Source organism: Anaerotignum lactatifermentans DSM 14214 (genome assembly GCF_900142265.1).
Lineage (GTDB): Bacteria > Bacillota > Clostridia > Lachnospirales > Anaerotignaceae > Anaerotignum > Anaerotignum lactatifermentans.
In genome coordinates this window covers 1-13098 of record NZ_FRAH01000051.1, presented here as the reverse complement: position 1 = coordinate 13098, position 13098 = coordinate 1, and the positions used below count along the sequence as shown (strand labels likewise).

The following is a 13098-nucleotide window of genomic DNA, read 5'->3' as shown; positions in this document are numbered from 1 at the left end:
TTAAAAAAAGAAAGATTCCGGCAAATTGTCGGAATCTTTCTTTTTTTATAAAATAATGCAGATCAGTCCGCCACTGCCTTCATTGACGATTTTTTGCAGGGTTTCCTGTAATTTCATCTGGGCATCTTCTGGCATACGATAGATTTTATTCTGCATGCCGTCGTTGACCATGGCACTTAACGTTCGTCCAAAGATATTCAAATCCCAGATTTTTTCCGGTTCTGATTCATAATCCGCAATGAGTTTATCAATAAATTCATGGGATTGTTCTTCATTGCCAATGATAGGAGAAACTTCTGTTTCCACATCTGCTTTGATCATGTGGATGGACTCCCCTTTGGCACGAAGTTTGATGCCATAACGATTGCCCTGTTTGAATACTTCCGGTTTTTCCAGTGTGATTTCCTCAAATGCCGGTGTCACCACACCATAACCTTTCCGTCGTACATCTCCCAAAGCGCCGGAAATCTTATCATATTCCTTTTTCACCTGAGAAAGGAGTTTGATGGTTTCCACCAGTGAATAATCGTTTTCAATGGGCAAATCCACTGTTTCGCTAAGGATTTCATAAAACAATCCATCACAGAAATTCAGCCCAATATCTGCCGCACCTTCTCCCGGCAACATATGTTCCGTGTGGGCATTTTTCAAATGTTCCGCTTCAGACAGTCCTGATAATGCCGACTCCACATCCTCCAGCCGATCTGTCTGCGACATGAGTTTTTTCAGTGCTTCTATCATTTCCTGTTTCAGCCAATGGTCATCTTCCAGTGTTTCCACCCATCCGGGGCAATAAAAACGCAGTTCTTTCAAAGGGAAACGGTAGAGGATTTTTTCCAGAATATTGCGAATATCCTCCGCTTTCAGTTGGGCAACATTCACTGCTAATACTGGTACACCATACTGTTCTTCCATTTCTTCTCGCAGGCTGCGTGCCTCTTCCCCATAAGGCATGGCAGTATTCAGCAGCACCACAAAGGGTTTCCCCATTGCCTGTAATTCTTTGATGACACGGGCTTCCGCTTCCAGATAATTTTCCCGATCCAATTCTGTCACACTGCCGTCTGTGGTCACCACTATGCCTACGGTAGAATGGTCCGTAATAACTTTTTTCGTTCCCGCTTCCGCCGCTTCCACAAAAGGCATAGGTTCTTCAGACCATGGGGTATGTACCATACGGGGCATTTCCCCATCTATATGCCCTTCCGCTTCCGGCACCAGATAGCCTACGCAGTCAATCATCCGTACCCGAAAATCTGTATTTTCTCCCAGAGAAATTTCCACAGCTTCATTGGGCACAAATTTGGGCTCTGTGGTCATAATGGTTCTGCCGGATGCAGACTGAGGCAGTTCATCCTTTGCCCGTTCCCGAATATAATTGTTTTCAATATTCGGCAGCACCAGCAAATCCATAAACCGTTTGATGAATGTGGATTTCCCTGTCCGCACAGGTCCAACCACACCAATATAAATGTCACCATTTGTCCTTTCCGCAATGTCGCGGTAAATATCATAAGCTCCCATTGTCTTCCCTCCTGTAAAATCGTATCCATACAATACAATTTATGGAATGGAAATGGGGAATAGAACCAAAGGATTTATTTTTCTTTCGCTTTTTCCAGAACCATCGCCTTTGCAAACAGTTCCCCGGAAAACAGATTGCTCACCATTTTCACCATAGGCGTAGGGTCTTTTTCCATATCGCTCTTTGCCCAGTCCAAAACCCCGCCTGTCATTCCATAGGCATAAAACCTTGAAATCCATTTTAATTCCTGTTGAGAAAATTTTCTGGATGGATTGGATTCCACAAGCATTTTCTTTGCCAGATTTTCGTAAAACTCCATCAAGCATTCTATGAAACTGTTCTGTCCATGGAAGCGCAGGATATTTACATAGAATTTTCGATTCTCCTGCATATAATGACACAACGCCAGCAAACCTTCTTCCCAATGGTTTATGGAAAAAGATTCCTCCAAAATAGGTTTGATTTCCGTATAAAAAATCCAATGGATCACATCAAATTTATCTTTGAAATGATAATAAAAGGTATTTCTGCTGATTTGACACTGTTTACAGATTTCCCCCACGGAAATCTCCCCAAAAGAAACAGTTTCCAGCAATTTCTTAACACCTTTTGCAATCAGACACTTTGTTCTCGTTGACTTTGGCATAGAACTCCCCCTTTCTTTTTTGATATTATTTTATCATTCTTATGTCCACTAATCAATGTAAAATGACCACATAACTTTATCTCTTTCACTTATCTTCTTTTTGAAAAAACACATAGAAACATACCGTACACAAAGACAACAAAACATTGTTTTTGTATAAATTTAGGACAAAAACCCAAAAGTGTCCAATGAAAATAAATTCCTATTTGATATACTGGTAAAAAAGATAGATAGAAAAATAACAAATGCAACCGCAAAAGAAAAGAGGTTATCCGTTATGCGTATTACAGAAAAAGCAAAAAATGCCGCTTTACAGGCTGCCATTGGACAGGGTCTGCATTATCTGGAAAAAGACCCCGAAACAAACATCCCTAAATTGATGCATTTGATTGATAAATTGACACCAGACGACTGGTACCGTGCACAGAGAAATGCTTTCCGCAATGTCATCGAATCCAAAAACCATTGGTATGACCTGATTTTGAAAGTATATGATCTGGATGCCGGCGTACGTCAGACATTTTTCCAGAACTTTATTATGAATGCCGCTCTGTTGGGCAGTGCAACACAGGAAGAAGTTTCCGAACGGGAAGACTGCAATGTGCCTTGGGCAATCCTGTTAGACCCTACATCTGCCTGCAACATGCACTGTATCGGATGCTGGGCTGCGGAATACGGCAACCGTCTGAATCTGACTTTTGACGAATTGGACAGCATTGTTACCCAAGGGAAAGCATTAGGTACCCATATGTACATCTTCACTGGCGGCGAACCTTTGGTACGTAAAAAAGACGTCATTGCCCTTTGTGAAAAACATTCCGACTGCGAATTCCTTTCTTTCACAAACGGTACCCTTATTGACGAAGCATTCTGTCAGGATATGCTGCGTGTGAAAAACTTTGTACCTGCCATCAGCCTGGAAGGCTTTGCCGAAGCCAACGACAGCCGAAGAGGCGAAGGTACTTTTGAGAAAGTGAAAGCTGCCATGGCATTGCTGAAATCTCACAAACTGCCTTTTGGCATTTCCACTTGCTACACCAGCAAGAACTACAACGATATTTGCAGTGAAGAATTTTATGATATGATCATCGAAGCAGGTGCCCTTTTTGTATGGTTCTTCCATTACATGCCTGTAGGCAGCGGCGCTGTGCCTGAACTTCTGCCTACACCGGAACAGCGTGCAGAAGTTTACCATCGTATTCGGAATTTCCGTCAGAGCAAACCCATTTTTGCCATGGATTTCCAGAACGACGGTCAGTATGTAGGCGGCTGTATCGCCGGCGGACGTCGTTATATGCACATCAACGCCAGAGGCGATGTGGAACCTTGTGTATTCATTCACTATTCCAACTGCAACATCCGCAACTGCACATTGCTGGAAGCACTGAAATCCCCTATTTTCATGGCTTACCACAGACAGCAGCCTTTCAATGAAAATATGCTTCAGCCTTGTCCTATGCTGGAAAATCCTGAAAAACTCCGTGCCATTGTCAAAGAGACCGGTGCAGTATCCACTGACTATGAATCCCCCGAAGATGTGGATACCCTGTGTGACCGTACAACGCCTTACGCAAAGAACTGGCAGCCTACTGCCGATGCTTTGTGGAAAGCGCAGTGTGAAACATGTGCCCATCACAATGATTGTCAATAACCCCTACTGGCTCTATTTTTGGTGCCATTTTACAAACAGCGAAGAATCAGCCATGATTTTTCGCTGTTTTCTTATGTTTTAAAGGAAATGCGGACTTGTACTCTTTTTGACTTTCCTTTATAATGTAATGCGATATGAAAAGAAAGGAGTCCTGCCCTTTGCAGACAACAGCTTTGGAAGAAAAAATCAAACAACTTTCCGCAGATTATATTTATGAACAGGCAGTCGGCAGCTTGCTGCTGATGCTCATGAGCGCCATGGAAGATGTGGAAAAAGGCGATGCGCCTTTGCCTTACACCATACATGAAGATTTGCTGGCTATCAAAAAAGACATCCGTTCCTACCTCCTGTCTCTGGAAGACATTCTGGAAGGCGAACAGGAAGACCGTGCAGCTGCTCTGGAAGCCTGCATGGCAAAAAAAGAAGAACTGTTATCCATCTATGAAACCGTTTACAGCTACTTCTCCCAGTGGAATCTCTATTCCACACTGGTCAGCGATCAAGTTGCCCTGCGCAAATACAAAGAAGAAGGCATCGAAGTAGAAAAAATCGACTGGTCTTTGTTTTTTGCGGACTGCCATGCTTTCATGGAAAGCGGCAACAACCTGCTGGAACAGAAAAATTACATGGGTCAGATTTTGAAATGCCTGCCTTTACATATGGCACGTGATAAATATTACGACACCATCACCCAGAGTCTGGAAGCAGCCTTTGCAGGTGAAAGCAAAGAATTTATTGAAAAATCCCTTCGCGCTTTTGAAGGCTTCTGCTGCCCCGAAACCAATCCCCTCTATGGCAAATACTTCGGCGAAGTTGCCACATGGCTGGGTGAAAAACGGATGCTCATGCCTCATAAAATGGAAGATGAAGAACTGAGCAACCTTTACGAAGATTTGAAAGTGGTTCTGGAAAGCCTGCAGGATGTGGAAGAATATTTCTCCTGTATCCTTCATGACCTGAACTCTCTGATTCTGCTGTTCTACCTGACATACAGTTTTACAGACCTGACAGAAAGCAACGCTACATACAGCGATCTGTATCATACCGTCTGCGAATTTTTGACAGGCGAACTGGATGAAACCGAACGGGAAGCTTATCTGGATACACTGAACGAACAGTTGGAACAGGCTGTAGAACCTGTTATCGACAAAGCAAACGCCATTGGCAAAGAAGAATATGAACTGCTGCAGAAGGTAAATACATTTGCCGACTTCGCAGAAGACACCCAGAAAGTCCTTATGACAGAAGATTTCATCCGTGAATGCTTCTTCGGCGATCTCAATGACGAATTGTTCCAGTTCCATCTGCCAGAAGATCTTCCTGTGGCTACAGAAGAAGAAAAGAAAGCACTCTTTGCTGATTTTATCCAGAAAACACGCAGCTCTCTGGAAACACTGCCTGTACAGACAAGAAAGATCGCAATGCAGACTTTGATGGGTGCACTGCCCCCTATTTACAGTGTATCTGAAGTCATGGAAATGGTCACAAACGCCATCGACTCCGCTTCTTCTCTGGAACAGAAAGCACTGATCGTAGACAAAGTGGGCATGGTATTCCAGGATAACCATTATCAGTCCCTAACAGAACATGCTCATGAACATCATCACGATGACGACTGCGGATGCGGACATGACCACCACGAACATCATCATCACGATCATGACTGTGGGTGCGGGCATGATCACCACGAACACCATCACCACGATCATGACTGTGGATGCGGACATGACCACCATCATGACCACCACTGATACAAAGGAGGAAAAACATGAAATTTGTATTCAATCACTATAATTACAACGTTCTGGATTTGGAAAAAAGCATGGCTTTCTACGAAGCCGCTCTGGGTCTGAAAGAAGTACGCCGGAAAGAAGCGCCGGACGGCAGCTGGAAACTGGTTTATCTGGGCGATGGCGTGACAGATTTTCAGCTGGAACTGACATGGCTTCGTGACAGAAAAGAACCTTATAACCTGGGCGAAAACGAATTCCATCTGGCTTTCACCGTTGCAGACTACGACGCTGCTCATGAAAAACACAAAGAAATGGGCTGCATCTGTTTTGAAAATCCAGAAATGGGTATTTATTTCATCAATGACCCCGATAACTACTGGCTGGAAATCGTACCAGAAAAGAAATAATATCAATTTGAAACAGCAAAAAGGCAGTCCATTAGGGGCATCTTTATAAGAAAACAAAGAAAGCCGAAATCCTTATCATGACAAAGGGTTCCGGCTTTCTTATAATATTAAGATTTTATTTGATTTGTTTTCTTATGAAGACAGCCATCGCAATTCCCCTTAAGAAATCAAGAAAGCGAAACTCAATGTTTTCTTAAGGGGAAGTTGCTTTTCAGACTACCTTTTTTGTTTGAAAAGAAATACAAAATTTTTCATTGACAAAGCCTTTCCTTTTGTGTATACTTATCTTCGTTGGTGCGGGTCACTAGCTCAGTTGGTAGAGCACTGGACTTTTAATCCAGGTGTCTCGGGTTCGAGTCCCGAGTGACTCATTGAAAAAGCCTTTGTCTTTTGACAAAGGCTTTTGTTTTTTCTGTCAGACAAAATGTGGTTCTTCTATTGAAATAGCCTCCAAAACCAAGTATACTGAAAACAGTACAAATGGAGGGAATCATCACATGGAGCACTATAATATTACACTCACAACAGAAGACCGTCGCATTCTCAACTCTTACTGCACTGTTGCAACCGGTATGGCTGAATTTTGGGGCGAAAACTGCGAGATCATTATCCATAATCTGGAACGGCTGGATGCATCAGTTATGATGATCGTTAACGGATATCATTCTGGACGTCAGGCAGGCGCACCTATTTCAGAGCTGACCCTCTCCTTTTTGAATCAGATGTTGGCAGATCCTACTTTACGCCACATCAATTATTTTGCCAAAAACAAACGGGGAGAAACATTCAAAGCGTTCACTTCTGCCATTCTGGGGGAAAACAATCGCATCATCGGTCTGTTCTGCATTAATTTTTATTTGAATATTTCTCTGCTATCCTTTATGCAGTCATTTTTTCCGCAGTCTCACTCAGATCACGAAAACATATCCGAAACTTTTGTGGAAAATACGGAAGAACTGATGCTGGATGCGTTGGAAAACGCAAAGAAAACCGTTTATGCAAATCCTACCATCACCTCTTCTAATAAAAATAAAGAAATCATTTATTTATTAGCGCAAAAAGGTATTTTTAACTTGAAAGATTCCGTTGTCACCATTGCAAATCATTTGGGAATTTCCAAAAATACCGTTTACATGCATCTGCGCAACCAAAACAAATCTTAATAAAAAAAGCCCTTATGGTCATAACCGTAAGGGCTTTCTGATTTTAATCTTCGTGGTTGAAACGTTCCATATTGATATTATCAATAGGGAATTTTTCCAAAATATCCAATGGATTATCTGTCTTGGATTCTTTGCCATAGCGATTGATCATTTCGATGCCTTTTGCATCATGGAGCAAAGAAGCTGCCCCACCAGTACAGCCATGTTTACATGCCATACCTTCGATGAAGTTTGCATCCAGCTTGCCGAAAGATGCCATCTTCATAGCCTTGATGCATTCATCAATACCATTGCAGCGTACGGCTTTCACATCCAGATCCAGACCGCTCAGTTCCAGTGTATGGGCAACACTTTCTGTTACGCCGCCTGTTCTTGCAAAATTACGTCCAAAGGAAGAAGCTTCCCCAGCCATTCTGGGTTCCAGACTAACCAGATCAATTTCTCTGGCATCAAAAATCGCCTGTAATTCTTCAAATGTGATAACAATATCCACTGCATCCTTCAGTGCTTCCCGCTTCATTTCTACCTTTTTCGCTGTGCAGGGACCTACAAATACCACACGCGCTTTCTTATCTTTCGCCTTAATGGCACGGGCTGTAGCAATCATCGGAGAAACAGCTGTAGAAATATGGTCTACAAACTGAGGATAGTTCTTTTCTACATAATCTACAAAGGCAGGGCAGCAGGAAGAAGTTTTCCAACCTTTTTCTTCCACAGTTTCTGCCAGTTCTTTTGCCTCAAAAGCAGATACCATATCAGCACCGATGGCAGCTTCTACCACATCATAGAAACCAAGTTCCTTGATACCTGCGTAAACCTGTTCTGTCTTTACGCCTTGGAACTGACTGGAAACAGCCGGCGCAACAACAGCGTAAACATGATAGCTGGTGTTATTCCAGGAGTTTTTCAGCAGATTCAGCACATCCACAACAAAAGATTTATCTACAATGGCGCCAAAAGGACACTGATAAATACATGCACCGCAGGAAATACATTTTTCATGGTCAATGACCGCTTTTCTATTTTCATCCATTTTCACTGCACCTACGGAGCAGGAACGAATGCAAGGGCGTTTTACTTCACTGATGGCGTTGAAAGGGCAAACCTGTTTACAACGACCACATTCGATACAAAGTTCCTGATTGATGTATGAACGGTGATTTACGATGGTGATTGCGCCTCTGGGACATACTTCCTGACATTTGTGCCCCAGACAGCCACGGCAGGCTTCTGTTACAACAAAACGGTCAATGGGACATTCATCACATGCAGAATCCAACACATTGATGACACGGTTATCTTTTGTGGGTTCCATAACCAGACGCACACGGTCTTCAATGATGTGACGTTCTTTATAAATACAGCAGCGGAACAGCGCCTTAGGACCAGGAATGATCTCCTCTGCGATTTCTCTAACAGAATCAATGGAATTGTCCAGATTTCCTATGAAAAATCGTGTTGCCACTTCCTTGTTTACCAAGTACTTGATGTATTGCACGTTGCTTTCAAAATTGTTAATCATACTGCGTTACCTCTTTTCCAAATTTCTTTCCAATCTCAGTGGAGCAAATTCGATATAGCACACTGTATACATTTGTATTCGTCATAAAAGTGACATTTTTATACACACATTCCATTTTTTCTCTCTACATCACCCATTTTAACATAAAATTTGTTCGCATGCAAGCAATCCCCCGGAAGATTAAAGGTAAAATCTTCCAAATTTTTATGTCAAATATGCATCTAAATTCAGTATTTTTCCACCCATCAATTTCCCTTCTTCGGCATCATGCGTAGACAATAAAATCGTACGTCCCTTTGCCTCTTCCAATACCAATTTTATGGCAATTTCTCTTGTTTTATCATCCAATCCGCGAAAAGGCTCATCCAGTATGAGAAAATCATAGGATACCAACAGTGCCCTGCATATAGCCACCCGTCGCTGCATACCACCGCTGAGAACAGCAACCTCCCGGTCAATCCATTCTTCCAATCCAAGACCAGTCAATATCCGCATCATGTGTTCCTGCTGCAACGCGCTTTCACAGACACTGTATAAATTCTGGCGCACGGTAAAGCCCGGCAGCAATCTATCCTCCTGAAAAACAACACTGATCTTTTTTCCTTCCAGACCAGTGATGCAGCCTACATCCGGCTGTTCCAGTCCCATAAGCATCCGCAGCAGAGTGGTCTTGCCTCTGCCGGATTTTCCCATGAGACAAAGAACCTCACCTTCTGGAATTTCCAGGGAGAAATCAGAAAAAACTGTAAGATCACCATATGTTTTTGTAATATGTTTCATTTCGATCATGCTTTTCCGATCCCCCTATTCCTGCGATCAATAACATCCAAAATCCACAAGATAAGTTTCTCGATGAGCAAACTTACCACAATAATAGTCACTGTCCATGCAAACAAGTCCGGCATCTGCAAGTAGATTTTCGCTTCCTGCAGCCGTTCCCCAATGGAACCGTCTGGAATGCCAATAACTTCTGCCGCCGTACCAGCCTTCCAACAAAGCCCAAGCCCTACTGCAAAAGCAGAACGAAGGTAAGGAAATACCTGCGGGAAATAAATATACCGTATCTTCTTTTTCATAGACAATCCAAAGACCTGCCCCATTTCCAAAAGCTGACGATCTGTTTGCGATATTCCCTGCAAGATATTGGTATACACAATGGGAAATACCATCAGGAAAGAAATAAATATCGACAGGCTGCGAGAGGAAAACCAAAACAACGCCAGTATGACAAAAGATGCCACAGGTGTTGTTTTGATGACCGATACCAAGGGCGCCATCAATTCACGAAATCTGGTATACCTTGCCGCTCCCACTGCTGTCAATATTCCCAGCAGAGCCGCCAACGCAAACCCGCCTAAAATTCTGCATGCCGAAAAAGCGATGCTCCCCCAGAAGGATGGATCTGGCAAAAGGGTCAAAAGACGCATACCTACAGCAACAGGAGATACCAAAAGTATCTCCTGTCCCAGACACATGCTCCCTATTTGCCAGATTACCAACCAAAAGAGAATCGCCCATATTTTCATAGAACCCTTACGCACCATGATAGTAGAAACCATCTTCCGGCAGTGCGCCGCCTACTGCTTTGGGATTCTGTGCATAAAGTTCTTCCAGATATCCGCCCAGCTTATCCTGCATTTCATCGCCTGTGATGCAGACGATATTGCAGTAAGGCAATGCTTTTTCAGCAACTGCTGCTTTCAGAATATCGTATTTTTCAATGAGTGCAGCCGCTTCTGCTGTATTGGCGTTCACATAGTCCACAGAAGAAGCATACTGTTCCATGAACAGTTCCACTGCTTCTGGATTTTCTTCCAGGAAATCATTCCGTACTACCACAACACCTGTGATCATGCCACTGGGATTTTCTTTGCCTTCCTGCAGTGCATCCCATTCCGCACTCAAATCCAATGCGATCCGCAGGTTTTCATTCTGCATCTGTGCTGTTGTTACAAAAGGCTGAGGAAGCATAGCGATGGCAGAAGGATTTGCAGCCAGTGCTGCCACGCATTCTGCATGTTCTGTTTTCCATTCAATATTCACATCTGTTTCTGGATTCAGCCCATTTTCTTCCAGAATATAATTCAAACCATATTCCGGTGTAGAACCCTTCCCGGAGGCATAGATGGTTTTTCCTTTCAAATCAGCCACAGACTGCACGGTGTCCCCATCTTCCACAATATAAATGACACCCAGTGTATTGATTGCCAATACGCTCAAATTCTGTTCCATATTCTGGTAAAGAACTGCTGCCAGGTTTGCAGGCAATGCGGCAATATCCAGTTTCCCTTTCACCAGCATTGGTGTTACTTCGTCTGGAGATGCCAGTAATGAAAAATTGTAATCATTGGGGGCTGTGGCACCACTCTCATCATCTTCCATCATTTTTACCATGCCCATGGCTGTAGGTCCTTTCATGGCGCCTACATTTACCGCAACGGGGTCTGCTTCCTTAGCACCGCAGCCAGCCAGCATAGAAATACCCAGAACTGCAGCAAGCAAGAAAGAAATTGCTTTTTTCATATGATATCCCTTCCTTTTCATTCAAAATTTTAATGATTTTGTCCTTATTTTACTCTCATTTTCACAGTTTCTCAAGTTGCTTTTGCAACATTATTCAGAAAATCTCATAAAGACCAAACTGCTTCCACATACGATTTTTCGCACTTTTTTTGTTTACAATCCCATACAAAACATGCTATACTAAGCCCATTACAAATTGTACTTATTTTCATACAAAGGAAGTGCGTTATGGAACAACATACAAAAGAACTTTATGAGAGATTACAAACACTGACCATCCTGCGACCTTTGCTGCAGGAACCCTTGCTCCAGTCATTTTCTACAATGATGGAATCCATGCTTTCTCTGGCAGAGGGAAACAAAACTGCTCTGTCTGCTGCCGTTTCAGCATATTGTGACTTTACATCTGAAATCTATCGTTGTTATGCTGAAAATGAAAGAGAAATTTCTGGCAATTTTTCCTGCGGACTGTATGGACTACTTTTCCGCACGGAAACCGATTATCTGAAAGCCAAAGCCAGAAAAAAAGAATTTTCCCCTTTCCTAGAACAACAGCTGGATAAAGAACTGGAAATCATACAAAATTTGTCCCTTCTGACGGCAGAAGAAGTACAAAAATCTTTGCAGGATGCGGGATTCACACACCCTCTGCCCCGCTGGGAAACATCCGTCCTGGATTTCCACGCTGATTACCGTAAGCATTTGGATGCCCTGCCCTATACAGGCTACGGCATGTACGCCCAATACCATACGTTCTTGTTCCGTCACGGTGCAATTTATCCTGTGAAGCATCCTGACATGCAGACACTGGAAGACCTGACTGGCTACGAACGGGAAAGAAATCAGGTACTCCGCAATACACAGGTCTTTCTGGAAGGCGGAACCGCTTCTAATGTGCTGCTTTACGGTGACGCAGGTACAGGCAAAAGCACCACAGTAAAAGCCATTGCCAATTCCCTTCAAAAACAGGGCTTACGGCTTCTGGAAGTGAAGAAAAACGAGCTTTACGAACTTCCTGACATCTTGGATGAACTTTCTGGCAATCCCCTGAAATTCATTATTTTCATTGACGACCTGAGTTTTTCCAGCAATGATGATAACTTTGCGGCACTGAAAGCCATACTGGAAGGCGGCGTTGCTTCCTGCGGCAAAAATGTACTCATTTACGCCACCAGCAATCGTCGGCATCTGGTGAAAGAAACCATGACAGAACGTCAGGGCGATGAACTTTATCTGAACGATACCCTTCAGGAAACCATGAGTCTGGCTGCCCGTTTCGGTCTGACCATTACATTCCAAAAACCAGGAAAAGACGACTATCTGTCCATTGTAAAACATCTGGCAAAACAATATGGTGTTTCCATGGACGAAGAAGAACTCTGCATCAAAGCAGAAGCCTTTGCCATCCGCTGTAATGGCAGAAGTCCTCGCACAGCAAAACACTTTATCGAGCTGCAAAAAGCAGGCATTTAATCCGAAAAAAAGAAACATGCAAAGCAACTTCCCCTTAAGAAAACATTGTTTTTTCGTTTCCTTGATTTCTTAAGGGGAATTGCGACAGCTGTCTTCATAAGAAAACATAACAAAAAATCTTAATTAAAAAAAATAAGAAAGCTAAAATCTGAACTGCACCCCATTTGTTAGACAGTATGATATACTGAATAACAAGTGGGGTGATTTTTATGCCAAAAGGAGTACCAAATAAACGATATACACCAGAATTCAAGCAACTGGTGGTAGAAACGATGCGGGAAGAAGGTCTAAGTCTCAGTGAAACCATGAGAAGATTTAATATCAACTGTCTCGGTATTATTAAGCGCTGGGAGTGCATCTATCTTGAGGAGGGTCCAGAAGGTTTAGCGGTAGAACGACGGGGACGTAAAAATACAGGACAGCCAGCAAAGCTGCCTAAAGAGATAGAGGAAGAT

Annotated in this window: 12 protein-coding genes and 1 tRNA gene; 7 read left to right on the top strand and 6 right to left on the bottom strand. The window is 43.0% G+C overall.

Annotated elements, in window-relative coordinates:
* Positions 1 to 45: 45 nt before the first annotated feature.
* Both spoIVA and dhaS read right to left on the bottom strand, forming a co-directional pair.
* Positions 46 to 1524, bottom strand: coding sequence for a stage IV sporulation protein A (spoIVA, locus tag BUB35_RS12665; RefSeq protein ID WP_072852300.1), 1479 nt, complete (start codon positions 1522 to 1524; stop codon positions 46 to 48).
* Between the two features lie 74 nt (positions 1525 to 1598).
* Entirely contained in the window at positions 1599 to 2171 is a 573-nt protein-coding gene (gene dhaS / locus BUB35_RS12660; RefSeq protein WP_072852298.1) for a dihydroxyacetone kinase transcriptional activator DhaS, read from the bottom strand.
* Positions 2172 to 2448: 277 nt separating this feature from the next.
* On the opposite strand from dhaS, the gene BUB35_RS12655 reads away from it, so the two are divergent.
* The 5 genes from BUB35_RS12655 (at position 2449) to BUB35_RS12635 (ending at position 7125) form a co-directional block, all read left to right on the top strand.
* A complete protein-coding gene (locus BUB35_RS12655) occupies positions 2449 to 3822 on the top strand; it encodes a radical SAM/SPASM domain-containing protein (protein WP_072852296.1) in 1374 nt (457 codons plus the stop codon).
* Positions 3823 to 3980: 158 nt separating this feature from the next.
* Positions 3981 to 5573 carry a hypothetical protein gene (locus tag BUB35_RS19290; protein WP_072852294.1) on the top strand — a complete coding sequence of 531 codons (1593 nt, stop codon included), beginning with the start codon at positions 3981 to 3983 and terminating at the stop codon, positions 5571 to 5573.
* A gap of 17 nt (positions 5574 to 5590) precedes the next feature.
* Positions 5591 to 5962 carry a VOC family protein gene (locus tag BUB35_RS12645; RefSeq protein ID WP_022253870.1) on the top strand — a complete coding sequence of 124 codons (372 nt, stop codon included), beginning with the start codon at positions 5591 to 5593 and terminating at the stop codon, positions 5960 to 5962.
* A 298-nt stretch (positions 5963 to 6260) separates the two neighbouring features.
* Positions 6261 to 6333: transfer RNA gene (locus BUB35_RS12640), tRNA-Lys, on the top strand.
* 126 nt (positions 6334 to 6459) lie between these two features.
* The gene (locus BUB35_RS12635) at positions 6460 to 7125 is read left to right on the top strand and encodes a helix-turn-helix transcriptional regulator (protein ID WP_072852320.1); all 666 of its coding nucleotides are present in this window, start codon (positions 6460 to 6462) and stop codon (positions 7123 to 7125) included.
* Positions 7126 to 7168: 43 nt separating this feature from the next.
* Here BUB35_RS12635 and BUB35_RS12630 read toward each other — a convergent pair whose 3' ends face one another.
* The 4 genes from BUB35_RS12630 to BUB35_RS12615 form a co-directional block, all read right to left on the bottom strand.
* Complete coding sequence (locus BUB35_RS12630; RefSeq protein ID WP_072852292.1) at positions 7169 to 8647, bottom strand: 4Fe-4S dicluster domain-containing protein; 1479 nt, start codon at positions 8645 to 8647, stop codon at positions 7169 to 7171.
* Positions 8648 to 8851: 204 nt separating this feature from the next.
* On the bottom strand, positions 8852 to 9436 hold the full coding sequence (locus BUB35_RS12625) for an ATP-binding cassette domain-containing protein (RefSeq protein WP_072852290.1): 585 nt from the start codon (positions 9434 to 9436) through the stop codon (positions 8852 to 8854).
* Positions 9433 to 10098 (bottom strand): ABC transporter permease, encoded by a 666-nt coding sequence (locus BUB35_RS12620; protein ID WP_330391193.1) that lies wholly within the window; start codon positions 10096 to 10098, stop codon positions 9433 to 9435. Before BUB35_RS12620 ends, BUB35_RS12625 begins: the two co-directional genes overlap by 4 nt.
* A gap of 82 nt (positions 10099 to 10180) precedes the next feature.
* Entirely contained in the window at positions 10181 to 11170 is a 990-nt protein-coding gene (locus tag BUB35_RS12615; protein ID WP_072852286.1) for an ABC transporter substrate-binding protein, read from the bottom strand.
* Between the two features lie 228 nt (positions 11171 to 11398).
* Here BUB35_RS12615 and BUB35_RS12610 point away from each other — a divergent pair, with 228 nt between their 5' ends.
* Together BUB35_RS12610 and BUB35_RS12605 are read left to right on the top strand one after the other, a co-directional pair.
* Positions 11399 to 12643, top strand: coding sequence for an ATP-binding protein (locus tag BUB35_RS12610; protein WP_072852284.1), 1245 nt, complete (start codon positions 11399 to 11401; stop codon positions 12641 to 12643).
* Positions 12644 to 12852: 209 nt separating this feature from the next.
* Positions 12853 to 13098, top strand: a 246-nt coding sequence (locus BUB35_RS12605; protein ID WP_072852283.1) for a helix-turn-helix domain-containing protein, incomplete at its 3' end; no start/stop codon positions are given.

Excerpts from the sequence above, each read along its gene's own strand:
- BUB35_RS12645 (WP_022253870.1), top strand. The coding sequence starts at position 5,591 with ATGAAATTTGTATTCAATCACTATAATTACAACGTTCTGGATTTGGAA.
- BUB35_RS12655 (WP_072852296.1), top strand. The coding sequence starts at position 2,449 with ATGCGTATTACAGAAAAAGCAAAAAATGCCGCTTTACAGGCTGCCATT.
- BUB35_RS12635 (WP_072852320.1), top strand. The coding sequence starts at position 6,460 with ATGGAGCACTATAATATTACACTCACAACAGAAGACCGTCGCATTCTC.
- BUB35_RS12610 (WP_072852284.1), top strand. The coding sequence starts at position 11,399 with ATGGAACAACATACAAAAGAACTTTATGAGAGATTACAAACACTGACC.
- BUB35_RS12630 (WP_072852292.1), bottom strand. The coding sequence starts at position 8,647 with ATGATTAACAATTTTGAAAGCAACGTGCAATACATCAAGTACTTGGTA.
- BUB35_RS12615 (WP_072852286.1), bottom strand. The coding sequence starts at position 11,170 with ATGAAAAAAGCAATTTCTTTCTTGCTTGCTGCAGTTCTGGGTATTTCT.
- BUB35_RS12625 (WP_072852290.1), bottom strand. The coding sequence starts at position 9,436 with ATGATCGAAATGAAACATATTACAAAAACATATGGTGATCTTACAGTT.
- spoIVA (WP_072852300.1), bottom strand. The coding sequence starts at position 1,524 with ATGGGAGCTTATGATATTTACCGCGACATTGCGGAAAGGACAAATGGT.
- dhaS (WP_072852298.1), bottom strand. The coding sequence starts at position 2,171 with ATGCCAAAGTCAACGAGAACAAAGTGTCTGATTGCAAAAGGTGTTAAG.